This is a genomic window from Dyella sp. 01N448, from assembly GCF_056399225.1.
Window position 1 is genome coordinate 148,518 of the sequence record NZ_JBFTQX010000001.1, and the last position, 26,471, is coordinate 174,988.

Sequence of the window (26,471 nt, forward strand, 5' to 3'; positions counted from 1 at the left end):
GCGAGCTGTCTGTGGGAGCGCACCCTGTGCGCGACAATCCTACGGAGCGATACACCTCAGCGTGGCTGTCGCGCACAGGGTGCGCTCCCACAGAGAGGGTGCGCTGTCACAGGAACTCCTTGAGCTCCGCTCGCGTCGGCATGCCACCCTGCGCGCCCAATCGCGTCACCGACAACGCCGCCGCCGCACACGCCTTGCGCACCGCGATCGGCAATCCTTCGTGCAGGAAGACGGCCAGTGCGGCGTTGAACGTATCGCCCGCCCCCGTGGTGTCGACTACATCGACTTTAAAACCCGCCTGATGCTGTGGATCGCCGCCGTCGCGGTACCACGCGCCATCGCTGCCACGCGTAAGCACGACGGGCGCGGGTGCGCGTTGCATGAGCGTGCGAAAGTCCTCATCACCGGATGCACCAAGCAGGATGGCCAGCTCATGCTGGTTAGGCGTGAGATAGCGAGCGAGCTTCAACCACTCCATCGGCAACTTCTGCGCGGGCGCAGGATTGAGAATGACTGGTTTGCCAAGCTTTTGACCAAGGCGCAGCGTCGCCTCGACCGATTCGAGCGGTATCTCCATCTGCACGAGGATGGCATCTGCCGACGCCAAGGTGGCATGCGCGTGCTCGATCTGCGCCGGCGTCACGCGGGCGTTGGCGGCGGGCACGACCACGATGTGGTTTTCGCCCTGCGCAACCGTGATGGACGCCGTGCCGCTGCCGCAGTCGGCGATGCGCTCGACATGCTCCAGCGAGATGCCCTCGCGCGCGAGGCCGTTGTGCAGTTCGTTGCCAAAGGCGTCATCGCCCAAGGCTCCGATCAGCGCGACGTCCGCACCCAGGCGGGCCGCGGCCACCGCCTGGTTGGCGCCCTTGCCGCCATGCACGGTGAGAAAGCGTTCGCCAAGAATGGTTTCGCCCGGTTCGGCAAAGCGTGGCGCCAGCGTCACCAGGTCCATATTGATGCTGCCGACCACGACGACGCGTGCCATACCTGCTCCATCACTGCGTTAGGCGAGATGGAGCAGGATAAGGGATGCCGCGGGCGGAATCAGCCGCCGCTGCTGCCCGGCGCCGCGGGCACGTTTTGGCCGCGTTTTTCCTGCATGCGCTCCATCGCCTTCTCGCGCACGGCCTTCCACTTGTCGCGCTGCTCCTGGGTCAGCACGCCACCAATCTGACTGTCGCTGTCCTGCACGATGGCGATGGTCTTGGCGCGGCGGTCGGCGGGCTTGAGGCTGGTGTCGCCGCGTATCGCCTGCAGCTGTTGGCCGCGTTGTTCCAGCAGCGGGCCGATCTTGGCCTGCTGATCCGGCGTCAGCTGCAATTGCCTGGTCAGGCGCTGCAACTGCGTTGGCGCATCGAAGGCGTGCATGTGTTGGCTGCCGGCGGCGGGTGGCGCGTCCTGCTGGGCCCATGCGTGGCCAGACAGCGTGACGGCAAGAGCAATCGCAGCGATGGCGGGAAGGCGTTTCATGGGCGGCACTCCTTAAGGGCGTCTCTGCGGGAACGCGGGCACCCAAGAGCGGTTGACGGTGCAGCGGCCGGTCCCGGCTTGAATCCAAGCCTAGCGCCCCGAACATCAACAGATCGTCCGCCCCCAGGAAACCTCATGATCGAGCTGTACTACTGGCCCACGCCCAACGGCCACAAAGTGACGCTATTCCTCGAAGAAACCGGCCTCCCCTACACCATCAAACCGGTCAACATCGGCAAGGGCGAGCAGTTTCAGCCAGCGTTCCTGGCGATTTCGCCGAACAACCGCATGCCGGCCATCGTGGATACGGCGCCTGCCGACGGTGGTGAGCCGATCAGCGTGTTCGAGTCCGGCGCGATCCTGCAGTACCTCGCCGAGAAGGCTGGCCGCTTCCTGCCGACCGATCCGCGCGGCAAATACACGGTGCTGGAGTGGTTGTACTGGCAGATGGCTGGGCTGGGCCCCATGCTCGGCCAGAACCATCACTTCAGCCGCTATGCGCCGGAGAAAATCCCCTACGCCATCGACCGCTATGTCAACGAGACGCGTCGCCTCTACGGCGTGCTGAACAAGCGTCTGGAAGGCCGCAGCTTCATCGCCGGCAACGACTACAGCATCGCCGATATGGCGGCCTATCCGTGGATCGTGCCGCACGAAAACCAAGGCATGAGCCTGGAGGATTTCCCGCACTTGAAGGCTTGGTTCGTAGCGATCGGCGAGCGTCCCGCCACCCGGCGCGCGTATGCGTTGGGCGAGGATATCAAGGGCAAGTTCGACCTGACGACGGATGAGGACGCGCGCAAAGTGCTGTTCGGGCAGGGAGCGAAGAGCTAGCCGCGAGTGTGAAGAGGAGCGGGAGCCGTCAGAAACGTCGCGCCTTCACGGAGTTTCCGCCCTTTTTCGCCTGCTTCACGCACAAAGCGCTGGTTTCCAAGGGCGCGACGCGTTCTAATCGCCGTTTGTTCTTGCGTACGACGCGTCGCCCAAGGAAGTCTCCATGCGCGCCCTTTTGTTTGCTGCCCTGACGATGGTAGCCCTGCCGACCATGGCCGAAAAACTCACGATCGAACGCATCTTCGACGGTGGCAATCTTGCCGGTGCCGCGCCGCGCGGTCTGCAGATTTCGCCCGACGGCAGCCGCGTGACTTTCCTGCGCGCCCGCGCGGACGATCAGTTCCAGTTGGACCTGTGGGAATACCAGCTCAAGGACAACAAGACGCGCCTGCTGGTGGATTCGAAGAAACTCGAACCCAACGGCGAGCAGTTGTCGGATGCGGAGAAGGCGCGCCGCGAGCGCGAACGCACCGCCGGCCTGCACGGCATCGTGAGCTACCAATGGTCGCCTGACGGCAAGCAGCTGTTGTTCCCGATCAACGGCAAACTCTATGTCGTCGCGCTGGCCACGCCGGACGCGGCTCCCACGCCGCTCGATACCGGCGACAACGTGATCGATCCGAAGATCTCGCCCAAGGGTCGCTACGTGTCCTACGTGCGCGATCAGAATCTATGGGTGATCGATCTGGGCACCGGCGAAGCCAGGCAGCTGACGCATGATGGCGGCGGCACCGTGCACAACGGTGAAGCGGAGTTCGTCGCGCAGGAAGAAATGGATCGCAGCGCCGGCTATTGGTGGGCACCCGACGACTCGGCCATTGCGTTCGAGCGCTACGACGAAGCCAAGGTGCCGGTGACCAAGCGCACCGAGCTGTTTGCCGATCACACCGACGTGATCGATCAGCGCTATCCCGCCGCAGGCGCGCCCAATGTGGCCGTGAAGCTTGGCCTCGTGTCGCCCGCTGGCGGACAACCGCGCTGGATCGACCTGGGCAAGGATGCGGACATCTATCTCACCCGCGTGAACTGGTTGCCCGACGGCAAGCACGTCACCTACCAGCGCATGCCGCGCAATCAGCAGAAACTGGATCTGCGCCTGGTCGACGCGAAGACCCTGGCGCAGCGCACACTGCTCACCGAAACCAGCGACACCTGGATCAATCTCAACAGCGATCTCACCTTCCTCAAGGACGGCAAGACTTTCCTGTGGGGCAGCGAGCGCAGCGGTTACCACCATCTGTATCTGTACGGTCTCGACGGCACGCTCAAGCACGCGGTGAGCGAAGGCGACTGGCAGATCGACGGACTGCTGGCAGTGAACGAGCACACGGGCACGGTCTTCGTGGCGTCGAACAAGGACGCTGTTCCCGAGAAGCAGATCTATGCGCTGAAGATCGACGGCAGCACGGCGAAAGCGCCGGCGCGCATCAGCCAGGGCGCGGGCACGCACGCGGCTTCTTTCGCGCCGGAGGGCAGTTTCTATCTCGACAATTTCTCCAGTGTCGATACGCCGCCGCAGGTCAGCCTGCACAAGTCGGACGGCAGCCTGGTCAGCTGGATCGAGGCCAACAAGCTGGATGAAAAACATCCGTACTGGCCGTATCGCGACAGCCTGATCAAGCCGGAATTCGGCACGCTCAAAGCGGCGGACGGGCAGACGCTGTACTACCGCCTGTACAAGCCGGCCGGCTTCGATCCCACCAAGAAGTATCCGGTGTTTGACATGTATTACGGCGGCCCGCATGCGCAGATGGTCACCAATGCGTGGGGCGACTACTTCAACCAGTACATGGCCAACCAGGGCTTTGTGGTGTTCACGCTGGACAACCGCGGCATGGCGCGCCGCGGGCGCCAGTTCGAGAACGCCATCTACCAGCAGCTGGGCGCGGCCGAAGTGGACGATCAGCTGGTCGGCATCCATTGGCTGAAGTCGCAGCCGTGGGTGGATGCCAAGCATGTGGGCGTGTTCGGATGGAGCTATGGCGGTTACATGACCACCATGATGCTGGCGAAGGCTTCGGATGAATTGGCCGGCGGTGTGGCGGTGGCGCCGGTGACCAACTGGCGGCTCTACGACACCTTCTACACGGAGCGTTATCTGGGGCGGCCGCAGGACAACGATTCGGGTTACACGCGCAGCTCGCCGATGGCGTGGCTCGATGGGCTTACCTCGAAGTTGTATCTCGTGCACGGGATGGCGGATGACAACGTGCTGTTTCTCAACTCGACCGAGTTGATGGCGGAGTTGCAGAAGCGTGGGACGCAGTTTCAGTTCATGGCGTACCCGGGGGCGAAGCATGGGCTCAACTTGCCCGGGCAGCGCAGTCACGTGTATCACCTGATTGAGAATTTCTTTCAGCAGCAGGTGAAGGGGGCGGCGGCGGTTGTGCCGGTTGCACCGAAGGCTGCAGCGGTGCCGGCGGCGGCGACCACTACGCGCTAGCTTTTCATTCCATCTGGCATCGCGGGACTTGCCCGCTGTTTGCTCGTCATCCCGGCGCAGGCCGGGATCCAGGAGCGATGGACTTCGGTTGTCGCGATACGGCGATCTGGCTCGCCTGCCGCGGGCTTCCGTCCTCCTGCCTGAGGACGGGTCACTTTCTCTTGCTTGCCCAAGAGAAAGTAACCCACGGAGAAGGGCCCCCCGGATGACGCGCCTTCCGGGCCTGCGGCCCTCCAGGTGCGCGGGCGGGTTGCGGGGTTTTTCGACAGGACATCCCTGTCCTGTCGAAAAACTGGCCGCATCCATGCGGCCACCCTTCGGGCTTTCCTCCACCCGCCCGCCGCGTCATACGGGGACCCCGAGGGCGAAGAGCCACACCAAGAGCCGAACAACGCCAGGCGCTACTGGGCCGGGCAGGTCTTTTGTAGGAGCGCACTTGTGCGCGACCAACCGACGGAGCGGTACATCCGAGCGCCGCGGTCGCGCACAAGTGCGCTCCTACAAGGGATCGCGTAAGTCAGTATCGATCGGCTCTTTGTGGGAGCGCACCCTGTGCGCGACCATCCTACAGAGCGGTACACCCCAGCGTGGCTGTCGCGCACAGGGTGCGCTCCCACAGACAAGACCGTCTGACCTGCAGGCAAAAAGAAAGGCCGCCCGGAGGCGGCCTTTGCTTCTTCCAATCAAACCAATCAAACCCTACTGCGCGTGCCCTACGCCCGAATCGCCCTGCTCCAGCGGCGGTGGAGTACCGGCAACGGCCAGCAGCGATGTGGCGTAGCCGTCTTCGATGCTTACCGTGGACACCTCATCCCATGAGAAGAACGACGCTTCGCGCAGCCATTCCGCGTCGGGAGAGATCTCCTGCATGTTGAAGCCGTCTTCTTCCACGCTGATCAGTCGGCCGATGTAGCAGACCTCGGCCTCGTCCTCGCTGTCCACGTGCACGCCGATGACGGGTGCCTGGGCGGCAGCGGCCTGGATGACGCTGCGGATGTCGTCCAGCGGGAAGCCCCGGGGCGGACGCGGCATCAGGTGCTTGAGGACCAGCGCCTTTTCCATGAAGGGCGCGTGTTTGTCCGGCGCTTCCAGTTCGGAAACGTCGCGGTGGCGCATCACGTACATGCCGTCATAGGTGATGCCGTCACCGACCACCCACAGCAGAAAGAATTCACGGCCAACCCCGCCCACGTAGCCACAGAAGCTGCCGTGTTCGAGTTCACCGCGCCATAACCGGACCAGCTGATGCTTCTGCTGCGCCTCGCGCAGCTGAGCCCGCTGGCCGGTGGTCTTCAGTTCAATCACATTTCCCATGGTCAAAATTTTACCAGCCCGGGGCTTTCCCCTTGTTTACAGGATGTAACGCGACAAATCCTCGTCCTGGACCAGCACGCCGAGGTTTTTATCCACATATTCGGCGTCGATCAGGTATTTTTCGCCGGATTTGTCAGCAGCTTCGTAGGAGATCTTCTCCAGCAGGCGCTCGATCACGGTGTGCAGGCGGCGGGCGCCGATGTTCTCGGTCCGCTCGTTCACCTGGAAAGCCACCTCGGCCAGGCGGTCGATGCCTTCCTCCGTGAAGGTGATCGTCACGCCCTCGGTACCCAGCAAGGCGATGTACTGCTTGGTCAAGGCGTTATGCGGCTCGCGCAGAATGCGCTTGAAGTCGCCCACCGACAGCGCCGACAGCTCCACGCGGATCGGCAGGCGGCCCTGCAGCTCCGGGATCAGGTCCGAGGGCTTGGCCAGCGAGAACGCGCCGGAGGCGATGAACAGCATGTGGTCGGTCTTGATCGGGCCGTACTTGGTCGACACGGTCGAGCCTTCCACCAGCGGCAGCAGGTCGCGCTGCACGCCTTCGCGGCTGACGCCGGCGCCGCCCCACTCGGAGCGCTGGGCGATCTTGTCGATCTCGTCGATGAAGACGATGCCGTTCTGTTCGGCCGACTGCATGGCCTGCGCGCGCACTTCTTCCTCGTTGAGCAGCTTGGCGGCTTCTTCTTCCACCAGCATGGGACGAGCCGCCTTGATCGCGACCTTGCGCTGCTGGGTCTTGCCGCCGCCCATGTTCTGGAACATCTGGCGCAGCTGCTGACCCATTTCCTCCATGCCCGGCGGGGACATGATTTCCACGCCGACGTTGGTGGCGAAGTCGAGCTCGATCTCGCGATCGTCCAGGGCGCCTTCGCGCAGCTGCTTGCGCAGTTTCTGGCGGGTGTCGTTCTGCTCGCTGCTGGGCGCGGCGTCGTGCGACCAGTCCGAAGGGGTCTGGCGGCGCGGCAGCAGGGCGTCGAGGATGCGGTCTTCGGCGCGGTCTTCGGCCTGCGTGCGCACGCGCTTCATGGCCTGCTCGCGCACCAGCTTATAGGCGACGTCGGCGAGGTCGCGGACGATGGATTCGACATCCTTGCCCACATAGCCCACCTCGGTGAACTTGGTGGCTTCCACCTTCACGAATGGCGCATTGGCCAGCGTGGCGAGGCGGCGGGCGATTTCGGTCTTGCCCACGCCGGTGGGACCGATCATCAGGATGTTCTTGGGCGTTACTTCGTCGCGCAAGCCCGGTTCCAGCTGCATGCGGCGCCAGCGGTTGCGCAGTGCAATCGCCACGGCGCGCTTGGCGTCGTGCTGGCCGATGATGTAGCGGTCGAGTTCGTTGACGATTTCGCGGGGAGTAAGTTCGGACATGAGTTCACCGGAAAGATGAGTTTTCGCCCTCGTTCTGCATCAGCAAAACGACGGGACCAAGAGCCGTCGCGCCGAGCGCTTACAGCTCCTCGATCGTGGTGTTGTGGTTGGTATAGATGCAGATGTCGCCGGCGATCTTCAGCGCGCGCTCGACGATGGCGCGCGAATCCATCTCGGTGTTTTCAAGCAATGCCAACGCGGCAGACTGCGCGTAAGGACCGCCCGAGCCGATGGCGATCAAGCCATGTTCGGGTTCCAGCACGTCGCCGTTGCCGGAGATCAGCAGCGAGGCCTCTTTGTCGGCCACTGCCAGCATGGCTTCGAGGCGGCCCAGGCGGCGATCGGTGCGCCATTCCTTGGCCAGCTCCACCGCGGCGCGGGTGAGGTTGCCGCCGTGCTTGTCCAGCTTCTGCTCAAACAGCTCGAACAAGGTGAAGGCGTCGGCGGTGGCGCCGGCGAAACCGGCGATCACATTGCCTTTGCCCAGGCGGCGGATCTTGCGGGCGTTGGCCTTCATCACCGTGTTGCCGAGGGTGACCTGGCCATCGCCGCCAATCACGACCTGTCCGTTGCGGCGCACCGAAACGATGGTCGTGGCGTGAAAGGATTCCATGGGGGACTCCGTAAAGAGTGAATTCGCCAAAGGTGGGGCCGTAAGGGCGGAATCCAAGCCGCCGCCCGGCCAGCCCTTGTGGGAGCGCACCCTGTGCGCGACGGGATTTTCAGGGGAAACCGGGCCGCGGGCGGCCCGTCGCGCACAGGGTGCGCTCCCACAGGGTGTTCAAGGCTGTCGGCTCACGGCGCCCGTCACTTACGCTTCGCCCGCGGATGTGCCGCGTCATACACCTTGGCCAGATACTGGAAATCCAGGTGTGTATAGATCTGCGTGGTGGCGATATCCGCATGGCCGAGCAGCTCCTGCACGGCGCGCAGGTCGCCGGAGGATTCCAGCATATGGCTGGCGAAGGTGTGGCGCAGCAGATGCGGATGGATGCGTTTGGCCATGCCTTGCTGCAGCGCCAGCGTCTTCAAACGTAGCTGTACGGTACGCGGATTGATGGGCGCACCGCCGCGGCCTTTGAACACGGGCTGCTCGGGAACCACGCCTTCCGCTTCGCCCAACGCACGCAGTGCAGCGACCGCGTGGCGGCCGACCGGCACGATGCGGGTCTTGTTGCCCTTGCCGAGCACGCGCACTTCGCCGGCGTGCATGTCCAGATCGATCCAGCGCAGCCCGGTGAGCTCGGACAGGCGCAGGCCCGAGGAATAGAACAGTTCCAGCATCGCGCGGTCGCGCAGATTCAAAGCGCCTTCGCTCTGCGTTTCCACCAGCGAAGTGGCCTCGTCCACGTCGAGCACCTGCGGCAGCTTGCGGTGCACCTTGGGGCCGCGCACGCCGGCCAGCGGGTCATGCTCGAGCAGACCTTCGCGGGTGAGCTGGCGAAACAGGCTGCGGCAGGAGGACAACAGGCGCTGCAGGCTTTTGGGTGCGAGGCCAGCGCGGTGTTCGCCGGCCACGAAGCCGCGCATGCGGTTGGGCTCGAGCGCGCTGAAGTTGGCGATGCCCTGCGCCTCCATCCAGCGCAGCAGCTTGGCCAGATCGCGGCGATAGCCATCGACCGTATGCACCGATGCCTTGCGTTCTCCCGCGAGTCGCGAAAGCCAGGCGTCGACCTGGGCCTGCGGGTGAGACATAAGTGTTACATGACTTCCTGGGCGCGGCGCAGCGCGGCGGTGACGGTGCCTGCGATCATCTTCAGGAACACCGTGCCCATGCCCGGCTGGAAATGGTCGGCATCACCGCTGCCAATGGCCAGGATGCCGAACTCGCCCAGCGGCATCATCGCGGCGGAGCGGATTTCCGGCGCGTGGTCGCCGAACAGGCGGTACAGGCGTTCGGCCGAGAGGCGGCCGGCGACCGGTTCGTGGTGCGCCATGAAATCGGAAAACTCAGGCACCTGCGAGCGCCCGCCCGGGATATGCACCAGCCAGTCCGCCGGCGGCAGCCCGATCGGGCCGAACAGCATCAGGCGTACCTGGTCGGTCTGAAAATCCTCCGCGAGCCGCGCCACCACGCTGCGGGCCGCCACGGCGGGTGTTCCAGCGCGCAGCACGGCGAGATTGAGCTCGTGCACCCGCTGCATCAGCCGCTCGTTTTCGGCGGCGATGGCGATCAGGCCGGCCAGCTGCTTCTCCAGCTCCGCGTTCTTCTCGCGCAGGCTCTGCAGCTGATAGACCGCCAGCGAGGCGACACGGCCCTGCTCGCGCGGCAGCGTAAGCTGGGCCGCGATATCGGGATAGTCGGTGAGAAACTCCGGATGGTGCCGCAGAAAAGCCGCGACGTCGCCGGCGGAAAGCGTGTCGACAATGGCGGTTTCGGACATGGCTACCTCAGGGGAGTCGATGCGTTGCGGGCCGAGTGTGCGTTGTTCCGCTATCGGCTTTCAACCGACATGGACAGAAAGTCGCGTCAACCCAGCCATTCGCCTTCGAAAACGAACGTAGCCGGCCCGGTCATCCACAGCGTATGCCCCGGCCCCGCCCATTCGATGGTCAGGGTGCCGCCGGGCAGCGTCACCATCACTTTCTCGTCGACTTCGTCGCGCAGGCGAAGCACCGCCATCGCGGCGCAGGCGCCGGTACCGCAGGCGAGCGTCCAGCCGCTGCCGCGTTCATGCACGCGCAGGCGCAACTGGCCCCGATCGACCTGCTGAACGAAGCCAGCGTTGGCGCCTTCTGGGAAACGACTATGCGTGGTCAGCATCGGGCCGACCCGATACAGCGATGGCGCCTGCAAGTCAGGCACCACCACGACCGCATGCGGATTGCCCATCGACAGCGCACCGATCTCCAGCACGTCGCCGCCCACTTCGATGGCGTAACGAGCCGCCTGGAGGTCGGCACGGAACGGAATGCGCTCGGGCTCCAGCGTGGGCACGCCCATGTCGACCGTCACCTCGTTCGGGCCACTCAGACGCACCGTCACGGGCCCGGAGGGGCTTTCCAGCCGGATCATGTCGCCGATCGACAACTCACCCGCACGATGCAGCCACGCCGCCACGCAACGCACGCCGTTGCCGCATTGGCCCGACGGCGTGCCGTCCGCATTCCAGATCCCGTAGTAGAACGCACAACTGGGATCGCGCGGCGGCTCGATGCTGATCAGCTGGTCGAAACCCACGCCCATGTGCCGGTCGGCGATGGCGCGGATCTGCTCTTCGTTCAGTGCAAACGCGCGCTGGCGGCAATCGACCATCACAAAGTCGTTGCCGATGCCGTGCATCTTGGAGAACGGAAGCTTCATTACATGAACTTGCCGCCGGTGATCCGGCCGTTGGCGTCGAGTTCGGCGAAATAGCGGCTGTTGTTGCTGCGCATCTCACGCGTGGCGATGGTGCCCGGCAGGACCAGCAGCACATCCGGATACGCGGCCTTGAACTGCTCAGGCGTGGGATGTGCGGCGATAAAGGCGTCGAACGCCGTCATATCAGTGACAAAGCCGTGCACGGGCACAGGCGTCAGTGCCGCCGGAACCACTGCCGGTATGGGCTTGGCTGCCGGCGCGACGGGCGTAGCGGGATGCACGGTGGCCGCGGGCGTAGCCTTGGGCATATAAAGCGGTCCCTTGTTGCCGCATGCGGCGAGCAGGGCAAAAACGGAGCACAGCGAAAGCAGCAGGAGTGATCGGCGCATGTCGGGGTATCCGGCGGGAACCCGGTCAGTATAGGCGAGCCGCCGCTTTTGAAGCGCCGCCGCCCGTGAATGGCGCGTCAGCCGTTATGATGCCGCCGTCGCCGCCGCGAGCGGTTTGAATGCACAGAAGTACAACGATGGATTGGACCGCGCTGCTGCGCCTCCCTTCGACGATCCTGCTGATCCTGGCCGCGGTCGCCCTGCTGTTCACCTTGTTTCAACTGGTGGCCTTGCGCCAGCGCCTTGATGACAGGCAGCGCCTGGCAGCCGCCGGTCGTTCCGTGCTGCTGCTCGTGGGTTTCGCCATCACCCTGATACTGACGGGCATGGGCTTCGCGTTGCGCGGCTATCGCCTGCTCAGCGAAGAGACGCCGGTAGTGGAGATCGACGCACACATCCTTTCACCGCAGCGCTGGTCGCTCATCCTGCATTGGCCTGACGGCGCTTCCCGCCGCGTGGAAGTGGCCGGCGATGCGTGGCGCGTCGAGGCCGTGGTGCTGAAGTGGAAGCTGCCCACGATGCTGGCGGGCGTGCCGCCGCTGTACCGGCTGGATCGGTTGTCGGGACGCTACGACGACCCGAACGATGAAATGCATGGGCCGCGGACCGTGGTCGATTTCCGTGAAGGCGGCAGCTTCGATCTGCTCGATCTGCACAAGCAATATCCGCGCTGGGTGCCGGATGTGGATGTGTTGTTTGGCAGTGGGGTGTTTTTGCCGCTGGTGGATCAAGGGCATTACACGGTGAGTCTGATGCGCACGGGGGCGTTGGTGGCGCGGCCGGATGAGGCGACAGAGCAGCGCATCGCGCAGCCGTTTTGAGGTTGGGGTTTTGGGAATTGAGCGAGGGGGGAATCTCGCTTTGTTGCGTGGAGGCGGAGCCGCCCTCCGGTAGTTGTCGTTTCCAAGCGGCGGAAATTCGCTTGTTGTCCCAGCGCTGGCCGCGTTTTGCTCGTCATCCCGGCGTAGGCTGGAAGCGCTCTTCAACAGCCGAATGGCTGGTCATCCAGAGCCTCAGTGTTTGGTTTTAGCGATACGGCGACCTGGCTCGCCTGCCGCGGGCTTCCGACCTCCTGCCGGAGGCCGGGTCACTTTTCTTTGCTTGCCCACGCACGCGCTTCGAGCGCGCGCGAACGGCGAAGCCGGCCCGAAGGGCGGAGGGCAGGATGCCCGGAGTAAAGAAAAGTAACCAAAAGAAAGGGCCCCCCGGATGGCGCGCCTTCCGGGCCGTTGGCCCTCCAGGTGCGCGGGCGGGTTACGGGGACCCCGGGGGCAAGAGCCGCATCAAGAGCCACGCGACGTCCGACGCTGCTGGGCCGCTCTCTTGTAGGAGCGCACTTGTGCGCGACCAACCGGAGCGATGCACCGCGACGCTGCGGTCGCGCACAAGTGCGCTCCTACAAGGGKGACGCAGGTATGGGGATGGCGGATCAAWCTTGCCGGYCGGCTCTTTGTGGGAGCGCACCCTGTGCGCGACAAACCTACGGAGCGRTACACCCAGGCGTGGCTGTCGCGCACAGGGTGCGCTCCCACAGACAAGCCAAGCGCCAGGTGCGGCACCAAGTGCGCCATCTGTGAGCCACAGCCGATGCGCAGCGAGGCCCGGCTTTAAGTCCTCAGCGATTCGGGCGCGTTGCGCAGCGCTTGGAAGTATCCCCTGTGTACCCTCGGAGGTCGTCCCACAACGACGCGCCTCGAGCGTTCGGGCTTATCCCAACACGATGCTGCCGGCGTTATCAGGCCATTTTCTTTGGGTTACTTTCGACGCGAAGCTAGTCCCGTGGGATCTTTTGGGCCAGCAAAAGAAAAGTGACTCGAGCGGCGGCAGCCGATCGAAACGCCCGCCGCGTAGGCGGCACGCTGGCCTCAAGGTGACAAGGAAACACCGAAGCTCTTGATGACCAGCCATTCGGCTGTTGAAGAACGTCTCCGGCCTAGCCCCCCTCTTGTGGGGTGCACTGGGACGAGCAACAGAAACCGCGCTCGCCAAAATGACGAGCTACCGCGGCCGCACCAGCATGACACCTGAGATGAAACGTAACGGCGAGCAACCCAGCTCGGCCGAAGGCAATGAACTCGAGCAAACCCTCAGTCCAACACCTTTTCATACCGCCAAGCGTCCGCCCCATCCCCGTAATAGCGCGCATAACGCCCAATGCGCTTGTAGCCGAGTCGCTCATACAACCGCAGCGCGTCTTCGTTGTCCGTGCGCACTTCCAGCCTCAACGCCTTGCGATGACGTCTCAGCGCAAGTTTTTCCGCCGCTTCGAGCAGCGCGGAGCCCACGCCTTTGCCTCGCGCTTCCGCCTTGGTGGCGATGGAATACAAGCGCGCTACCTGGGTCCCCTTGCGGAAGAACACCACGGCCGTGCCCAGAAAGTTGCGGTGGTTGGCGCTGGCCACCAGCACTTGCGCGCTTTCGCTGTCGAGGTGGCGGCGGTATTGGGTCCGGCTGAGGCGATCGGTGGCGAAGCTGCTCTCTTCCAGGGCAACCAGGTCATCCAGATCGGAGAGTTCAGCACGACGCACGCGTACGGCGGCGGTCGCGGGCATGGGGGTCATCAGGGGCGGTCCCGCGGGCGCGATGAAACAAGCCGGGCACTCTAGTCCCCACACTCCCCGGGGGCAACGATGACTTGTGGCGCAGGTCACAACCCGTTCAATCTCGGCACGCTGCCGGCGAAAGATGTGAGCGAAAAGTGCAGGCCTTGCCGTGTAGCGGTGAGCGACGTGGCTACCGGCGGGCGTGCCGCAGTGGCAAAGATGGGACCGGAGCGTGGAACGATGCGGGCAAATCTTGAACCGCCTATGAGCCGGCCTGGCACCCCGCCTTGTGCCGCGCGATCCATGTGCCAAACTGCGCCCCTTGCGCCGTGCCGCCTCGTTCCCCGCGTGACGACACTCCTCGGTTCCATCTGACAGAGGTGTCATGACTCGTCTCGTGCTTGTTGTCGAGAAGGCCTCCGACTGGAGTTCCTACTACCCGTCCGCGGACGTAGTCACGGCGATGGATTACCTGCGCGAACCCGTCGGTGTGGACGACGAGCGCACGCACGTCATCAACATGTGCCGCAGCTACAAATACCTGGGCACCGGGTACTACGTGTCGCTGCTGGCCGAGGCACGCGGGCATCGCGTGATGCCTTCCGTGCGCACGGTAAACGACCTGCGCCGCCGCTCGCTGTACGGCCTGGAGATCGAGGACCTGAGCGCCAAGCTCACCCACTTCCTGCCGGCTGGCGGACGCGACACCACCGACTTCGGGATCCTGGTCTACTTTGGGCAGACCGCCCACCCGGCGCTGCAGGATCTTGCGCGCCAGGTGTTCGAAATGTTCCCGTGCCCACTGCTGCGCATCGAGTTCGAGCGCGACCGCGTGTGGCAGATCAGCGCGATCAAGCCGGTGGGCCTGCACACGCTGGACGATGCCCAGGAAGATGCCTTTGCCGAAGAGCTCGACCGCTTCAGCAAAAAGCTGTGGCGCAAACCCAAGGCGCGCAGGCAGTTCCGCTACGACATCGCCATGCTGGTCGATCCGCACGAGGCAATGCCGCCGTCGAACAAGAAGGCGCTCAAGTCCTTCATCGCCGCCGGCAAGGAACTGGGCATCGAAGTCGATCCGATCGGCAAGAACGATTACCAGCGATTGGCCGAGTACGACGGCCTGTTCATCCGCGAAACCACTGCCAGCGACAACCACACCTACCGCTTCGCCCATCGTGCGGAGAAAGAAAGCATGGTGGTGATGGACGATCCCACCTCGATCCTGCGCTGCACGAACAAAATTTTTCTCAACGACTTGATGGTGTCGCGCAAGCTCGCGGTGCCACGCACTGAAATTCTCTACCGCGACGACGCCAAGGGCCTCAAAGAGCTCTCGGAAAAACTCGGCTATCCGTTGGTGCTTAAAATCCCCGACGGTTCGTTCTCGCGTGGCGTGGTCAAGGTGGAAAACGAGTCCGCGCTCAACAAGGCCAGTGCCGAACTGTTCCAGCACAGTGCGCTGCTGCTGGCGCAGGAGTTTGTCTTCACGGAGTTCGACTGGCGTATCGGCGTACTCAACAACGAGGCGTTGTACGCCTGCAAATACTTCATGTCGCGCGGGCACTGGCAGATCTACAACCACGGCGCCAAGGGCGCATCGAAGACGGGCGACTCGGAAACCATCCCGATCGAGCACGCGCCGGCCGACGTGGTGAAGCTGGCGCTCAAGGCCACCCAGGCGGTGGGCGATGGCTTGTATGGCGTCGACATCAAGCGCGTGGGCAACAAGCCGGTGGTGATCGAGGTGAATGACAACCCGTCGATCGATCACGGCGTGGAAGACGAGCATCTGGGCGAGGCGCTTTATCGCCGCATCATGCAGGAGTTTCTGCGGCGCATGGAACGCAAGCGCGCCGGCGAGACTGACTGAGCACAATGACAACTGTGGGAGCGCACCCTGTGCGCGACTGCGGCGTGGCGATGTGCCGCTCCGTAGGTTTGTCGCGCACAGGGTGCGCTCCCACAGAAAGCTGCAACAGCAGTGGGGTGATACCGGCAGCCCGTCCCTGAGCTGCCGTCACGCGGGCGCGATCCGTCGCGCCGCTCCAGCGAGGTGCCCAGCCATCCCAGGCCGTCGCACGGAGCCCCACGCCACGGCCTTCCTGCCGCGGCATCCACTGCCAAGTGAATTCGTTGTCGCGTCAGTTCCAGATCAGCGCCGACGCCGGGCGGCGGCGCGAGCGAAACCGCAGGCCAAGCAGCTGGCGGGGCAGCGACGGCTCCAGCGCCAGCAGGACCACCAGTGGTGCGCCAATCAGCCAGAACGCAGGCGTCCAGCCCCACGCATCGGTATGCAGCGGGACCAGCGTGGTCAGCAGCAAGGCCGCGCCAGCCAGCAGCCATAGCAGGGCGGCACCAAGCAGGCGTTCGTGATGGGCTGTGCGATTGGTCGGGCGCATGGTCGTGTTCCGTGATCGGTATGGGGCAAAGCCTGCGCGGAGCCGATCTCAAAACCTGCGATGCCCCACCGGACAAGGCCTGCGGCGGGTAAAATGGACGTCCCGGTCCGACCGGGAGCCGCCATTGGCGGCATCGACTTTCATCAGGAGCGCGCATGAGTGCAGGACAGTTCGCGGTGTTTGGCCACCCCATCAGCCATTCGCTGTCGCCGCAGATTCACCAGTCGTTCGCGCGCCAGTTCGGCATTGACCTGGAATACCGCACCATCGACGCCGCGCCGGCAGACTTTGAAGCGACGATGCGCTCGTTCTTCGCCAACGGCGGCCGCGGCGCCAACGTGACCTTGCCGCACAAGACGGCCGCTTACGCGATGGCCCATGAGCGCAGCGTCGCGGCCACGCGCGCCGGCACAGCCAACGTGCTCACGCCGCTGCCCGATGGCCGCATCGCCGCCCACAACACCGACGGCGACGGCATGGTGCGCGACATCGCCGAACGGCACAGCGTGGATCTGCGCGGCCACACCGCCCTGTTGCTCGGCGCCGGCGGCGCGGCGCATGGCGTGGCGTGGGCGCTGCTCGATGCCGGCGTGCACACCCTGACCATCGTCAACCGCACGCCGGACACGGCCGATGCGCTGGCCGATGCCATCGGCGATCCGGCGCGTGCACACACGCGCTACTGGGAGGATCTCGCCGACCTCGGCGCGTTCGACCTGATCATCAACTCGACCTCGGCCGGCGTGCTGGGCAAGTCGCTGGATCTGCCGTTCGCCATCGTCGGCAATCGCGCGCTCTGCTATGACCTTTCCTATGGCGTAGCCGCCACCAGCTTTCTCGCCTGGGCACGCACCGCCGGCGCGCGCTACGCGTTCGATGGCCTGGGCATGCTGATCGAAACCGCTGCCGATACCTTCGAGCTTTGGCATGGCCAGCGTCCCGATACCGACCCGGTCTACGCCGAACTGCGCAAGCAGTACGGGTGAGCGAGTGATCATGCAGCGCCCGGCATCCGCGGCGAACGCGCCCACCTGCCGGGTCGGCTGCGGCGCCTGCTGTATCGCGCCGTCGATTTCTTCGCCGATTCCCGGCATGCCCAACGGCAAGCCCGCCGGCGTGCGTTGCGCGCAACTGAACGACGACAACCGCTGCGCCATCTTCGGTCGGCCAGAGCGCCCCGCAGTGTGTTCGGGCCTGCGGCCAGAAGCGTCGATGTGCGGCGCTTCGCGCGACCACGCGTTGGCTTATCTGGCCGCGCTTGAGGCTGCGACGCGCGTCAACTGACGCCGTCTTCATCTCGCTGAAGCGGCGCAAGAACTTACATGCGCAGACTGTGGACGCCTAGACGTCTGGGGTGGCTGGACCGTGCTAGTTTGCGCGACTCAGGGGGCACATCACGGGGAGAACGTCATGGTGCCTGAGGGACTGGTCCGCCTTGGGGCGGCTGCTGCGCTGGCGGCAACGCTGGCGCTGGGATTCACCGCGCAAGCCGCCGCCGATCCGGTGGTGGGTTCAAGCAATGTGGCCACCGCCGATCCGACCGTGCCACGGCCGCCAGGCCAGCCCTGTGTGGTGACGCTGTTCAGCAATGTCGCCTTCGATGATTTCAACGCCCGCCCCTATAGCTATGCGCCGCCGACCTCGTGCCCCGGCGCATGGTCGAAGGTAGTGCTGGAGGCGGACTTCTCGGTCACCGCCGGCCGCCAGTACGACCGCACCGCAACGCTCTGGCTGGGCGGCGTGAACCTCTACTTCGGCACCACCCAGGAACCGTCGGCCACGGTGTCGCCCGCATGGCATGTGGAGCGCGACCTCACCGACTACGCCGCCCTGCTGCGCAACGCGGGACAAGGGCAGGCCATCATCGGCAACCTGGTGAACGACACTTACACCGGCGTGATCCATGGCACGGCGCGCCTGCTGTTCTATCCGGCGTCGGTACGCGCCCGCGCGGCGGAGGTGCCCGACGCGGTGTATCCGCTGGGCAGCGATCCGGTGGGCAGCACGGCGACGCTCAACACCTCGACCGACAAGCTGGCGCGCACGCTGACTTTGCCGACCAATGTCGAGCGCGCGTATCTGGACGTGTTCACCCAGAGCCAGAGCGGCGACGAGTTCTGGTACACCTGCGTGCCCGACGCGTATGCCTCGGAAACCAACGAATGCGGCGGCGGCAATTTCCGCGAGGCACAGATCAGCATCGACGGCCAGGCGGCCGGCGTGGCGCCGGTCTATCCGTGGGTCTATACCGGTGGCATCGATCCTTACCTCTGGCGCCCCACGCCGGGCGTGCAGACGTTGAACTTCCTGCCTTATCGCGTCGACCTCACGCCGTTCGCCGGCCAGCTGAGCGACGGCAAGCCGCATGAAGTGGCCGTGCAGGTGGCTGGCGCCAACAGCTACTTTGCCGCAACGGCGACACTGCTGGTGTATCGCGATGCGCACGCCAAACAAGTGACCGGCAAGATCACCCGCAACACGCTGGTCGGCCAGCCGGCGACGCCGACGATCGCAAGCACGCTCGCCACTGCGAGCAATGGCGACCTCAGCGGCAGCATCACCACCAAGCTCGACCGCCACTTTGTGATCGAAGGCTATGCGAACACCTCGCACGGACGCGTCACCAGCACGGTGACGCAGAACACCGGCTTCGACGACACGCAAACCTTCGCCATCAACAGCACGGTCTATCGCCAGCAGACCGCGCAGCGCACCTGGTCCGACAGCAGCAGCCAGAGCCGCCTGGGCAACTTCCTGACGGCGGAGCGACAGGCGCATTTCAACTATCCCTTCTCGCTCGACTACAACCAGCAGCTGGCGAGCGATGGCAGCACCAGCGCGGCCTCGACCGTGCACCAGGGCTATCGCCAGCGCGATGAGCTGCGCCTGCTCGGCCTCACCCTCTATGGCGCCGATGTCGACAATACGGTGGATACCCAGGACACCCTGGTGTTCGATGCCGGCGGCAACCTGAGCAGCCATAGCGGTCAACAGAGTTCGCAGTCGTTCGCCTTCCACGACACGCTGGGCAGCTGCTACCGTGCATCGCTCACCACCCAGGCTGGCGTCGTGGCGAGCACCAACGCGGGCAAGGGCTGCCCCGATGGCAGCAACCGCGTATCGTGGTTTGCCCATCCGGATGGTTCGCCGGACAGCAGCCTGCTGCCGGGGCATTGATGAAGGACGGCGCAGTTCATACGGTCTGACCGACACGGCCAAGGTGTGAACTGCGTCACGTCCGCTGATGCGGGGCAACATCACCGCAACATGACGCCTCTAAGCTTGCGCGCCCAGCTGGCGCGCCGGCTTCCTTCATCCATGTGTGGCCCATGTCCCCCGCTTCGTCGAGTCGTCGTGCCCAAGGTGTAGCCCGCTACAGCCTGTTGATCCTCATCGTGCTCATCGCGGCGGCAGGAGGCGTCATCTATTGGCAGATCAAGCACGGCGACGACGCTGATCAGCCATCGCCGCAGCAGGTGGTGGCCGCCGCCGGCCCGGTGATCCGCGCAGGCATCGGCACGGATGAGTTGCTGCAGCACGCACGCGATGCCATCGCGGCCCAGCGCTTGCTGGCGCCCGCCGGAAGCAATGCTTTCGAGCTTTATCTGGCCGTGCTCAAGCGCGAACCGGGTAATCGCGTGGCGCAGGATGCGTTGCGGGAAATCTTTCCGTTTGCCGCGCATGCGGCCGAACAGACCATCGATGCAGGCGACGATGCCGAGGCCCAGCGGCAGATCGAACTGCTGGCGCGCGCCGATCCGCGGAACTACACGCTCACTCTGTTGCAGGCCAAGTTGCAGGCGCAACGCACGGCGGCTGCGCAGCAGGCGGCCCAGCAAGCTCAGCTGGCCCAGCAATCCAATCGCCGCGAGCCGTCGCCGGCCGCCACTATCAAGACACCGACGGCAGCTCCTCTGGCGCCGAGCGTCACTGCCGCACCTGCGCCCGCGCCGACCACCGCGCCGCCATCGGTGGCGCCGGCCAAACCCGGCAATGCGATGACACCCGGCGAACGGGCGATTGCACAGTTGAATGTCGAATCGACCACGGTGGAGGCTGCGCCGAAGTCAGCCATGCGCGCCCGCGCGCCGGCACCCGTACCCGCTGCCGCGGTGGCCGATGCAAACGGCACCAGCGCGCCCGTGCTTACCCATCGCGTGGAACCGGCTTATCCGCCGGATGCCAAGCGCACGCGTCGCCAGGGTTGGGTCGATGTCACCTTCACCGTGGAACCGGATGGCTCGGTGATCGGCGCCACCGTGGCCGATGCCGATCCCAAGTACGTGTTCGACCGCGCGGCACTCGGTGCGGTGTCGCGCTGGCAGTTCACACCGGGGACCCAGGACGGCAAACCGGTGGCGTTGCAGATGCGTCAGCGCATCGAGTTCCGTCTGTAATGCGAGTACGCAGGGACGAGAGCGCATAATCGGCACGGCCCCTCACGGAGTGTCGTCATGCCGCGTCTGATCGCCCCTGCCGTTCTTGCGCTCGCGCTGGTCCTGGGCGCGTGCCAGGCTTCGACGCCTGCCATGCCTGCGCCCGTGCATGGTTATGTCACCGACATGAAGGCATTCGATGCTTTCATCGCCACCCATCCCACGCCGCAGCAGTTTCGCGCGGCGTATCCGGATGTGCAGCTGGTACTGCCAGGCACCATCACCACCTTGGAATACCGCAGCAACTACAGCCGCTACTACGCCGAGCTGGACAAGGATGGCCGCATCACCGGCGGTCATTTCAGCTAGGCGCTTGGCCGTGCGGACGTCCATACGCGTGGTGAGTCTGGTGAGTCACATCGCTGACATGATGTATCGATAATGTGACACAGTTCCGCCGGGACGCCTGAAGGCAGGCGCGCCTGTGCGCGGGTTTCATCGATGCAACGGTGCCATGTCTCGTCTCGCTACCCTCGCGCCACGCCAGCGCGTGATCGTCGCCATATCCTTGATCGCGCTTGCCGTTGTGGGCGGCGGTATCTATCTGTGGCCGAAAGCCGGCTCGGCTTCAGGCGCCAACACGGCCGCCGCCACTGACGGTTCGGCTTCGGGCAAGGACGATAGCGGCGTGGGCATCCTGCTCGACCTGGCCAAGACGGCCGTCAGCGAGAAGCGTCTGGTCGCGCCTGCCGGCAGCAACGCCTATGAGTTCTACCTCAGCGTGCTGCAGCTCGATCCGCAAAACAAAGTGGCGCTCGACGAGCTGCACGAGGCTTTCCCGACCGCATCGGCTGACGTGGAACGCGCCATCAACAACAACAACCTCGACGACGCCCAGCGCGAACTCTCGCTGCTGCGCGAGTTCGACAGCACCAACTACATCCTTTCGCTGTTGGGCGGCAAACTCGACGCCCAGCGCCAGATCCAGATCCGCCAGGACGAAGCGCGCGCTGCAGCGATGCAGGCGCAGCAGCAGTCGGCTAGCAATGGGTCGATGTTGTAAATCGCCTCATCGCAACAACGGCCCCGCCTTTTGAAGCAGCAGCTCGACCAGTTCGGGCTGCATGAAGTCGTAGCGATCGGGGATATCCAGGCACACCACTCGCTTGCCACGCAGATGCGCCGCGTGACGCGATTGCAGCCTGCGGCGGTGCGATTGCTCCATCACCACGATGAGTTCTGCCCATTGGAGTTGATCGGCAGAGAGCGGCGTTTCCGCATCGCTCGCGAGCCCCGCCGAATCGACTTCCAGATCCGGCCAAGCGCCAAACACCGCAGCCGCAGTCGGACTACGCAGCCGATGCCGGCTGCACAGGAACAGCACGCGACGCGACGCCGTCATTGCGCGGCCAGGTAATCGTCTTTCATGCGCACATAGTGATCCGCCGAGTAGTGCAGCTGCTCGATCTGCTGATCACTGAGCACGCGCACTTTACGGGCCGGATTGCCCACCCACAGCTCACCCTCACCCACCACCTTGCCCGGCGGAATCACCGTGCCCGCTCCCACGAAGCCGTGCTTCTTCACCACCGCGCCGTCTAGCACCGTGGCGTGCATGCCGATCAGGCAGTAGTCCTCGATGGTGCAGGCATGAATGACCGCGCCATGGCCAATGGTGACGCCTTCGCCGATGATCGTGGGCACGCCGCCAGGCGAGTACGGGCCGTCGTGGGTGACGTGCACCACCGCGCCATCCTGCACGTTGGTGCGCGCGCCGATGCGGATGAAGTTAACGTCGCCGCGCAATACGGCGCCGGGCCAGATCGACACGTCATCGAATAATTCGACCGCGCCAATGATCGTGGAAGCGGGGTCGACGTAAACGCGCTGATGCAGGGTGGGCCAGATGCCCTTGTATTTGCGTAGAGGATCCATCGTTCTATGGTACCGCGCAGTGCCCTGTGGGAGCGCACCCTGTGCGCGACTGGGCGCAGCGGTGCGCGGCCAACATGCCTACCTGCTCGTCGCCAGCAGTGACCCTGAGGTAAGTCTTGTCGCGCACAGGGTGCGCTCCCACAAGGTGTTCTCCCAGCAGGTGTGCGCTACGACTGCTCTTCCAGCATCTTCCTTGTGTACTGATACCCCGCCTCCATCGCCCGCTCCCAATCTTTCCAGTCGAGCATGCCGATGTGTTCCAGCGGCGGCGTCAGCAGCAGGTCGGCGCGGTCGCGGCGGTGCTCGCTGGGGCCTTCGCTGTTGACCATGGCCGCGCGCACCAGGGTGGAAACCAGGCCCGGACGCTGGATTTCCTGCCGGCCCAGCAACAGCTGCCACCACGGCGGCGTGGCAAATTCCTCGGCCGTGGTGAGCAGGGAGATTTCCGCGCGGATATCGATCGCGGTGATGTGGGACAGGCCGTCCTCCGCCATCACGTCGGTGGGCAGGTTGTCGACCAGGGCGCCGTCCACGTACACACGGCCCTGTTGCAACACCGGCGGCAGCACACCGGGAATCGCGCTGGACGCGCGCAGCCAGAGCCACAGCGGCCCTTCGCGATGGACCGTCATGCCTCCGCCGGAAAGGCAGGTGGACACGCAGAAAAACGGCAGCGCCAGGTCTTCGATATCGAGTGCGCCGAAAGCGCGGCGCAGCATCAGGGCGGCGCGGCGACCGCGCGTGAGCGCCACGATGGGCACGGTCCAATCGGACAGTGGACGTCCTTGCACGAACGCACGGCGCAAAGTCTCGATGGTCGCGTCCAGTTCCCAGCCGGCGGCTACGCTGGCGCCGATGATCGCGCCGATACTGGTACCGCCCACGGCATCGAACGTATGTCCCGCTTCGTACAGTGCCCGCAGCGCGCCTAGGTGCGCCACCCCGCGCGCGCCGCCACCGGCTAGCACCAGCCCCCGCGCGTTGCCGCTGATCACGCGCGCCAGTCGCGCCAGGTCGGCGCCACCGCCGACATGGTGATGCTGGATGTCGCCGCTGAACTCCGCGCGCCAGCGTTGCGCCGCACCCAGCGCCGGCTGGCGGCCCGGATGCAGCAAAATCAGGTGCCGTGGACGATGCCCAGTCCGCGACGGGTCCATCGGCGCGGCCTCCGGCCACGGACGCGCGGGCTGCGCAGCCAGGGTGGGTAGCAGCAGCACGTCGGCCTGACGCAGGCAGCGCTGGCGCCACAAAGGATCCCCGACACTATCCAGATAGATCACGAAACGAGCCTGCGCTTCGCGCTCGGCAAACCAGTCGCTGCCGCGTCCGGCGCCGTGTTCGGCGTCGATCACCACGCAGCTGCCCCAGCGTTCCAGTTCCATCGCCAGCTGCATGGCCAGCGAGCGGGCAGGGACCTCGGCACTCGCCGGCAACAAGGCAAAGGTGCGTGCATTGCCGGGGCTTTCGTCGCCACGCATCCGTTCCTGCAGTCGGCCGATGGCCACCCGCGCCACACCCAGCATGGCCTGCGGATGGCGTTGGATCAGCGCCTCGTAGGCGGCAAGGTCCAGGCGCAGCAGCTCGCTGTCGCGCAGCGCCCTCGCCGTATGGTGCCGCCCCTCGCCGGTGATCAGCGCGATCTCTCCAATGCTGTCGCCCGCTGCCACCAGGCGTACCCGTTCGGTGGGCCCGTCAAACACGCCCAGGCTGCCACGCACGACGAAATAGAGCGCGTCGGCCGGATCGCCCTGTTTGAACAAGGTGCGACCGCCCGGCAGGGAAAACCATTGGAGTTCAGGGAGCAGCGCAGCCAGCGCCTCCTCCCCCAGGTGCCCGAACACATCGCTTCGACGCAGGAGGGCGGAAAAATCGGGCTTGGACATGGCGCGGCATGGTACGGGCCCGGATGTGACAAATCGTGACGATGGGGAACGGCGGCGGCTTGATTTCGCCCACCCGGGTCGCCACGCTGACGGCAGTCCGCAGACCCGCCATCGGCAGGCCGGGCGTTCAGGAGACACCATGGAAAACACCAATCCGCTGCTGGCCGACGACGCACTGCCGGCGTTTTCGCAGATCCGCCCCGAGCATGTCACGCCTGCCATCGATACCTTGCTGGCCGAATACCGCGCCGGCATCGAAGCGCTGACCGGCGCCAACGCGCCGCACGATTTCGACAGCGTCATGCTCACCCAGGAGCGACTGGAGCAGCGCCTGGCGCGCGCCTGGGCGCCGGTGGGCCACCTGCATTCCGTGGCGGACAGCGAAGCATTGCGCGAAGTGTATGGACCGGCAGAGGAAAGGCTCACCGACCACGCCATCGAAGTGGGCCAGAACCGTGAGCTCTACCAGGCGGTGCAGGCACTGGCCGATGCGCCGGACTTCCCCCGCCTGTCGCGCCCGCAACGCGCGCTGGTGGAACATGCGCTGCGCGATTTCCGTCTGTCCGGCGTGGCGCTGGAAGAACCCGCACGCTCCCGCTATCGCGAGATCGGCGTCGAGCTGAGTCGCCTCTCCACTGAATTCTCCAACGCCGTGCTCGACGCCACCGATGCCTGGCACGAACACATCACCGACGAACGCGACTTGGCCGGCATCCCCGACTCCGGCCGCGCCGTGCTGCGCCAGTACGCCAAGGAGCAGAACCTCGACGGCTATCTGGTCACGCTCAAGCAGCCCAGTGTCCAGGCCGTGCTCACCTACGCGGACAACCGCGGCCTGCGCGAACGCGTGTACTGGGCCTACCAGACGCGTGCGTCCGACCAGGGCCCGCAGGCCGGCAAGTTCGACAACAGCGGCCGCATCGATCGCATCATGGCGCTGCGCTATGAAGCGGCGCAGCTGCTCGGCTTCGCCAATGCCGCCGAGGAATCACTCGCCACCAAGATGGCCGCTTCGCCCACCGAGGTGATGGAGTTCCTGCGTGACCTCGCCAACCGCGCCAAGCCGGTCGCGCGCAACGAACTCAACGGCCTGCGCGAGTTCGCCACCAACGAACTGAAGCTCGACAACCTCGAATCCTGGGACGTCGGCTACGCCTCGGAGAAACTGCGCCAGCAGCAGTACGACCTCGACGAAGAGCAGCTCAAGCCCTACTTCCCGCTGCCTTCCGTGATCGAAGGCCTGTTCGGCCTCACCCAGCGTTTGTATGGGATCACGCTGAGCGTTCGCGAAGATGTCGATGTGTGGCATCCGGACGTGCGCTACTACGACGTGCGCGATGCCGATGGCCGGGTGTTTGCCGGTGCCTACGTCGATCTCTACGCTCGCACCGGCAAACGCGGCGGCGCGTGGATGGACGTCTGCCGCGCGCGCTTCCGCGACGGTGACAATGAGCAGCTGCCGGTGGCCTTCCTCACCTGCAATTTCGCGCCCCCCACCGAAGGCCGCCCTGCGCTGCTCACGCATGACGATGTGCTCACCCTGTTCCACGAATTCGGCCACGGCCTGCATCACCTGCTGACCGAAATCGCGCTGCCGTCCATCGGCGGCATCGACGGCGTCGAATGGGATGCGGTGGAACTGCCCAGCCAGTTCATGGAGAACTTCGGCTGGAACCGCGAAGCGCTCGATCTGTTCGCGCGCCACTACGAAACCGGCGAACGCCTGCCGGACGAATTGTTCCAGCGCATGCTGGCGGCTCGCCACTTCCACGCCGGCCTGTTCCTGGTGCGCCAGCTCGAGTTCGCCATGTTCGATTTCCGCCTGCACCTGGAATACAACCCGAACCAGGGCGCACGCACGCTGGAAGTGCTGGAAGAGGTGCGTCACGACGTGGCCGTACTGCATCCGCCGGCCTGGCAGCGTTTCCCGCATGCCTTCTCGCACATCTTTGCGGGCGGCTACGCCGCCGGTTACTACAGTTACCTGTGGGCCGAGCTGCTCAGCGCCGATGCCTTCGGTGAGTTCGAGGAACACGGCGTCATCGACCGCGCCACCGGCGACCGCTTCCGCCAGGAGATACTCGCGGTGGGCGCCAGCCGCCCGGCGATCGAGAGTTTCATCGCATTTCGCGGCCGTGCACCCGAGCCCGAGGCGTTGTTGAAGAGTCACGGTCTGGCTTGATGCATGCCGCCGCCCGCGAGGG

At 65.1% G+C, this 26,471-nt stretch carries 25 protein-coding genes; 11 read left to right on the top strand and 14 right to left on the bottom strand.

Going from position 1 to position 26,471, the window contains the following annotated elements:
- Nucleotides 1-106 precede the first annotated feature (106 nt).
- Both rbsK and AC1DKY_RS00645 read right to left on the bottom strand, forming a co-directional pair.
- Nucleotides 107-988: a ribokinase gene (rbsK, locus tag AC1DKY_RS00640; RefSeq protein WP_441601822.1), complete on the bottom strand. Its 882-nt coding sequence runs from the start codon at nucleotides 986-988 to the stop codon at nucleotides 107-109.
- A gap of 59 nt (nucleotides 989-1,047) precedes the next feature.
- Nucleotides 1,048-1,473 (bottom strand): hypothetical protein, encoded by a 426-nt coding sequence (locus tag AC1DKY_RS00645; protein ID WP_441601823.1) that lies wholly within the window; start codon nucleotides 1,471-1,473, stop codon nucleotides 1,048-1,050.
- A 135-nt stretch (nucleotides 1,474-1,608) separates the two neighbouring features.
- On the opposite strand from AC1DKY_RS00645, the gene AC1DKY_RS00650 reads away from it, so the two are divergent.
- Together AC1DKY_RS00650 and AC1DKY_RS00655 are read left to right on the top strand one after the other, a co-directional pair.
- Entirely contained in the window at nucleotides 1,609-2,307 is a 699-nt protein-coding gene (locus AC1DKY_RS00650) for a glutathione S-transferase N-terminal domain-containing protein (RefSeq protein ID WP_441601824.1), read from the top strand.
- 163 nt (nucleotides 2,308-2,470) lie between these two features.
- Nucleotides 2,471-4,750, top strand: coding sequence for a S9 family peptidase (locus tag AC1DKY_RS00655; RefSeq protein WP_441601825.1), 2,280 nt, complete (start codon nucleotides 2,471-2,473; stop codon nucleotides 4,748-4,750).
- Nucleotides 4,751-5,449: 699 nt separating this feature from the next.
- Here AC1DKY_RS00655 and AC1DKY_RS00660 read toward each other — a convergent pair.
- From AC1DKY_RS00660 to lptM, 7 genes are all read right to left on the bottom strand, one after another.
- Nucleotides 5,450-6,064, bottom strand: a complete 615-nt coding sequence (locus tag AC1DKY_RS00660) for a hypothetical protein (RefSeq protein WP_046972847.1) — start codon at nucleotides 6,062-6,064, stop codon at nucleotides 5,450-5,452.
- 36 nt (nucleotides 6,065-6,100) lie between these two features.
- Entirely contained in the window at nucleotides 6,101-7,438 is a 1,338-nt protein-coding gene (gene hslU, locus AC1DKY_RS00665; protein ID WP_441601826.1) for an ATP-dependent protease ATPase subunit HslU, read from the bottom strand.
- A 79-nt stretch (nucleotides 7,439-7,517) separates the two neighbouring features.
- Nucleotides 7,518-8,051, bottom strand: a complete 534-nt coding sequence (gene hslV / locus AC1DKY_RS00670; protein WP_046972849.1) for an ATP-dependent protease subunit HslV — start codon at nucleotides 8,049-8,051, stop codon at nucleotides 7,518-7,520.
- A gap of 194 nt (nucleotides 8,052-8,245) precedes the next feature.
- Nucleotides 8,246-9,133, bottom strand: a complete 888-nt coding sequence (xerC, locus tag AC1DKY_RS00675; protein ID WP_441601827.1) for a tyrosine recombinase XerC — start codon at nucleotides 9,131-9,133, stop codon at nucleotides 8,246-8,248.
- Between the two features lie 5 nt (nucleotides 9,134-9,138).
- On the bottom strand, nucleotides 9,139-9,822 hold the full coding sequence (locus tag AC1DKY_RS00680; RefSeq protein ID WP_121883777.1) for a DUF484 family protein: 684 nt from the start codon (nucleotides 9,820-9,822) through the stop codon (nucleotides 9,139-9,141).
- Between the two features lie 86 nt (nucleotides 9,823-9,908).
- Nucleotides 9,909-10,742, bottom strand: a complete 834-nt coding sequence (dapF, locus tag AC1DKY_RS00685) for a diaminopimelate epimerase (RefSeq protein WP_441601828.1) — start codon at nucleotides 10,740-10,742, stop codon at nucleotides 9,909-9,911.
- Nucleotides 10,742-11,131 carry an LPS translocon maturation chaperone LptM gene (gene lptM, locus AC1DKY_RS00690; RefSeq protein ID WP_441601829.1) on the bottom strand — a complete coding sequence of 130 codons (390 nt, stop codon included), beginning with the start codon at nucleotides 11,129-11,131 and terminating at the stop codon, nucleotides 10,742-10,744. The genes dapF and lptM overlap by 1 nt, the downstream gene beginning before the upstream one ends.
- A 137-nt stretch (nucleotides 11,132-11,268) precedes the next feature.
- Between lptM and AC1DKY_RS00695 the strand changes: the two genes are divergently transcribed.
- Nucleotides 11,269-11,952 carry a hypothetical protein gene (locus tag AC1DKY_RS00695; protein ID WP_441601830.1) on the top strand — a complete coding sequence of 228 codons (684 nt, stop codon included), beginning with the start codon at nucleotides 11,269-11,271 and terminating at the stop codon, nucleotides 11,950-11,952.
- A gap of 1,266 nt (nucleotides 11,953-13,218) precedes the next feature.
- Here the strand turns inward: AC1DKY_RS00695 and AC1DKY_RS00700 are convergent.
- Nucleotides 13,219-13,692 carry a GNAT family N-acetyltransferase gene (locus tag AC1DKY_RS00700; RefSeq protein ID WP_441601831.1) on the bottom strand — a complete coding sequence of 158 codons (474 nt, stop codon included), beginning with the start codon at nucleotides 13,690-13,692 and terminating at the stop codon, nucleotides 13,219-13,221.
- A 367-nt stretch (nucleotides 13,693-14,059) separates the two neighbouring features.
- On the opposite strand from AC1DKY_RS00700, the gene AC1DKY_RS00705 reads away from it, so the two are divergent.
- On the top strand, nucleotides 14,060-15,544 hold the full coding sequence (locus tag AC1DKY_RS00705; protein WP_441601832.1) for a RimK family protein: 1,485 nt from the start codon (nucleotides 14,060-14,062) through the stop codon (nucleotides 15,542-15,544).
- Nucleotides 15,545-15,815: 271 nt separating this feature from the next.
- Here the strand turns inward: AC1DKY_RS00705 and AC1DKY_RS00710 are convergent, their stop codons facing one another.
- Entirely contained in the window at nucleotides 15,816-16,073 is a 258-nt protein-coding gene (locus AC1DKY_RS00710) for a hypothetical protein (protein ID WP_441601833.1), read from the bottom strand.
- Between the two features lie 155 nt (nucleotides 16,074-16,228).
- Here AC1DKY_RS00710 and aroE point away from each other — a divergent pair, with 155 nt between their 5' ends.
- The 6 genes from aroE (at nucleotide 16,229) to AC1DKY_RS00740 (ending at nucleotide 21,512) form a co-directional block, all read left to right on the top strand.
- Nucleotides 16,229-17,059, top strand: coding sequence for a shikimate dehydrogenase (gene aroE, locus AC1DKY_RS00715; RefSeq protein WP_441601834.1), 831 nt, complete (start codon nucleotides 16,229-16,231; stop codon nucleotides 17,057-17,059).
- A gap of 10 nt (nucleotides 17,060-17,069) precedes the next feature.
- On the top strand, nucleotides 17,070-17,357 hold the full coding sequence (locus AC1DKY_RS00720) for a YkgJ family cysteine cluster protein (protein ID WP_441601835.1): 288 nt from the start codon (nucleotides 17,070-17,072) through the stop codon (nucleotides 17,355-17,357).
- 126 nt (nucleotides 17,358-17,483) lie between these two features.
- Nucleotides 17,484-19,250 carry a peptide-N4-asparagine amidase gene (locus AC1DKY_RS00725; RefSeq protein WP_441601836.1) on the top strand — a complete coding sequence of 589 codons (1,767 nt, stop codon included), beginning with the start codon at nucleotides 17,484-17,486 and terminating at the stop codon, nucleotides 19,248-19,250.
- A gap of 152 nt (nucleotides 19,251-19,402) precedes the next feature.
- On the top strand, nucleotides 19,403-20,470 hold the full coding sequence (locus AC1DKY_RS00730; protein ID WP_441601837.1) for an energy transducer TonB: 1,068 nt from the start codon (nucleotides 19,403-19,405) through the stop codon (nucleotides 20,468-20,470).
- A 57-nt stretch (nucleotides 20,471-20,527) separates the two neighbouring features.
- Nucleotides 20,528-20,818 carry a hypothetical protein gene (locus tag AC1DKY_RS00735; RefSeq protein WP_441601838.1) on the top strand — a complete coding sequence of 97 codons (291 nt, stop codon included), beginning with the start codon at nucleotides 20,528-20,530 and terminating at the stop codon, nucleotides 20,816-20,818.
- 145 nt (nucleotides 20,819-20,963) lie between these two features.
- The gene (locus AC1DKY_RS00740; protein ID WP_441601839.1) at nucleotides 20,964-21,512 is read left to right on the top strand and encodes a hypothetical protein; all 549 of its coding nucleotides are present in this window, start codon (nucleotides 20,964-20,966) and stop codon (nucleotides 21,510-21,512) included.
- 6 nt (nucleotides 21,513-21,518) lie between these two features.
- On the opposite strand, the gene AC1DKY_RS00745 is transcribed toward AC1DKY_RS00740, so the two are convergent.
- From AC1DKY_RS00745 to AC1DKY_RS00755, 3 genes are all read right to left on the bottom strand, one after another.
- On the bottom strand, nucleotides 21,519-21,851 hold the full coding sequence (locus AC1DKY_RS00745; protein ID WP_441601840.1) for a low molecular weight protein tyrosine phosphatase family protein: 333 nt from the start codon (nucleotides 21,849-21,851) through the stop codon (nucleotides 21,519-21,521).
- Nucleotides 21,848-22,384, bottom strand: coding sequence for a gamma carbonic anhydrase family protein (locus AC1DKY_RS00750; protein WP_441601841.1), 537 nt, complete (start codon nucleotides 22,382-22,384; stop codon nucleotides 21,848-21,850). Before AC1DKY_RS00750 ends, AC1DKY_RS00745 begins: the two co-directional genes overlap by 4 nt.
- 167 nt (nucleotides 22,385-22,551) lie before the next feature.
- Nucleotides 22,552-24,267, bottom strand: coding sequence for a patatin-like phospholipase family protein (locus AC1DKY_RS00755; protein ID WP_441601842.1), 1,716 nt, complete (start codon nucleotides 24,265-24,267; stop codon nucleotides 22,552-22,554).
- Between the two features lie 139 nt (nucleotides 24,268-24,406).
- On the opposite strand from AC1DKY_RS00755, the gene AC1DKY_RS00760 reads away from it, so the two are divergent.
- The gene (locus AC1DKY_RS00760; protein ID WP_441601843.1) at nucleotides 24,407-26,449 is read left to right on the top strand and encodes a M3 family metallopeptidase; all 2,043 of its coding nucleotides are present in this window, start codon (nucleotides 24,407-24,409) and stop codon (nucleotides 26,447-26,449) included.
- The last annotated feature ends 22 nt before the right edge of the window (nucleotides 26,450-26,471 follow it).

Excerpts from the sequence above, each read along its gene's own strand:
- AC1DKY_RS00660 (WP_046972847.1), bottom strand. The coding sequence starts at position 6,064 with ATGGGAAATGTGATTGAACTGAAGACCACCGGCCAGCGGGCTCAGCTG.
- lptM (WP_441601829.1), bottom strand. The coding sequence starts at position 11,131 with ATGCGCCGATCACTCCTGCTGCTTTCGCTGTGCTCCGTTTTTGCCCTG.
- AC1DKY_RS00680 (WP_121883777.1), bottom strand. The coding sequence starts at position 9,822 with ATGTCCGAAACCGCCATTGTCGACACGCTTTCCGCCGGCGACGTCGCG.
- AC1DKY_RS00705 (WP_441601832.1), top strand. The coding sequence starts at position 14,060 with ATGACTCGTCTCGTGCTTGTTGTCGAGAAGGCCTCCGACTGGAGTTCC.
- hslU (WP_441601826.1), bottom strand. The coding sequence starts at position 7,438 with ATGTCCGAACTTACTCCCCGCGAAATCGTCAACGAACTCGACCGCTAC.
- rbsK (WP_441601822.1), bottom strand. The coding sequence starts at position 988 with ATGGCACGCGTCGTCGTGGTCGGCAGCATCAATATGGACCTGGTGACG.
- AC1DKY_RS00755 (WP_441601842.1), bottom strand. The coding sequence starts at position 24,267 with ATGTCCAAGCCCGATTTTTCCGCCCTCCTGCGTCGAAGCGATGTGTTC.
- AC1DKY_RS00650 (WP_441601824.1), top strand. The coding sequence starts at position 1,609 with ATGATCGAGCTGTACTACTGGCCCACGCCCAACGGCCACAAAGTGACG.
- AC1DKY_RS00695 (WP_441601830.1), top strand. The coding sequence starts at position 11,269 with ATGGATTGGACCGCGCTGCTGCGCCTCCCTTCGACGATCCTGCTGATC.
- dapF (WP_441601828.1), bottom strand. The coding sequence starts at position 10,742 with ATGAAGCTTCCGTTCTCCAAGATGCACGGCATCGGCAACGACTTTGTG.
- AC1DKY_RS00655 (WP_441601825.1), top strand. The coding sequence starts at position 2,471 with ATGCGCGCCCTTTTGTTTGCTGCCCTGACGATGGTAGCCCTGCCGACC.
- xerC (WP_441601827.1), bottom strand. The coding sequence starts at position 9,133 with ATGTCTCACCCGCAGGCCCAGGTCGACGCCTGGCTTTCGCGACTCGCG.
- AC1DKY_RS00720 (WP_441601835.1), top strand. The coding sequence starts at position 17,070 with ATGCAGCGCCCGGCATCCGCGGCGAACGCGCCCACCTGCCGGGTCGGC.
- AC1DKY_RS00730 (WP_441601837.1), top strand. The coding sequence starts at position 19,403 with ATGTCCCCCGCTTCGTCGAGTCGTCGTGCCCAAGGTGTAGCCCGCTAC.
- AC1DKY_RS00735 (WP_441601838.1), top strand. The coding sequence starts at position 20,528 with ATGCCGCGTCTGATCGCCCCTGCCGTTCTTGCGCTCGCGCTGGTCCTG.
- aroE (WP_441601834.1), top strand. The coding sequence starts at position 16,229 with ATGAGTGCAGGACAGTTCGCGGTGTTTGGCCACCCCATCAGCCATTCG.
- AC1DKY_RS00760 (WP_441601843.1), top strand. The coding sequence starts at position 24,407 with ATGGAAAACACCAATCCGCTGCTGGCCGACGACGCACTGCCGGCGTTT.
- hslV (WP_046972849.1), bottom strand. The coding sequence starts at position 8,051 with ATGGAATCCTTTCACGCCACGACCATCGTTTCGGTGCGCCGCAACGGA.
- AC1DKY_RS00725 (WP_441601836.1), top strand. The coding sequence starts at position 17,484 with ATGGTGCCTGAGGGACTGGTCCGCCTTGGGGCGGCTGCTGCGCTGGCG.
- AC1DKY_RS00710 (WP_441601833.1), bottom strand. The coding sequence starts at position 16,073 with ATGCGCCCGACCAATCGCACAGCCCATCACGAACGCCTGCTTGGTGCC.
- AC1DKY_RS00745 (WP_441601840.1), bottom strand. The coding sequence starts at position 21,851 with ATGACGGCGTCGCGTCGCGTGCTGTTCCTGTGCAGCCGGCATCGGCTG.
- AC1DKY_RS00700 (WP_441601831.1), bottom strand. The coding sequence starts at position 13,692 with ATGACCCCCATGCCCGCGACCGCCGCCGTACGCGTGCGTCGTGCTGAA.
- AC1DKY_RS00645 (WP_441601823.1), bottom strand. The coding sequence starts at position 1,473 with ATGAAACGCCTTCCCGCCATCGCTGCGATTGCTCTTGCCGTCACGCTG.
- AC1DKY_RS00740 (WP_441601839.1), top strand. The coding sequence starts at position 20,964 with ATGTCTCGTCTCGCTACCCTCGCGCCACGCCAGCGCGTGATCGTCGCC.
- AC1DKY_RS00750 (WP_441601841.1), bottom strand. The coding sequence starts at position 22,384 with ATGGATCCTCTACGCAAATACAAGGGCATCTGGCCCACCCTGCATCAG.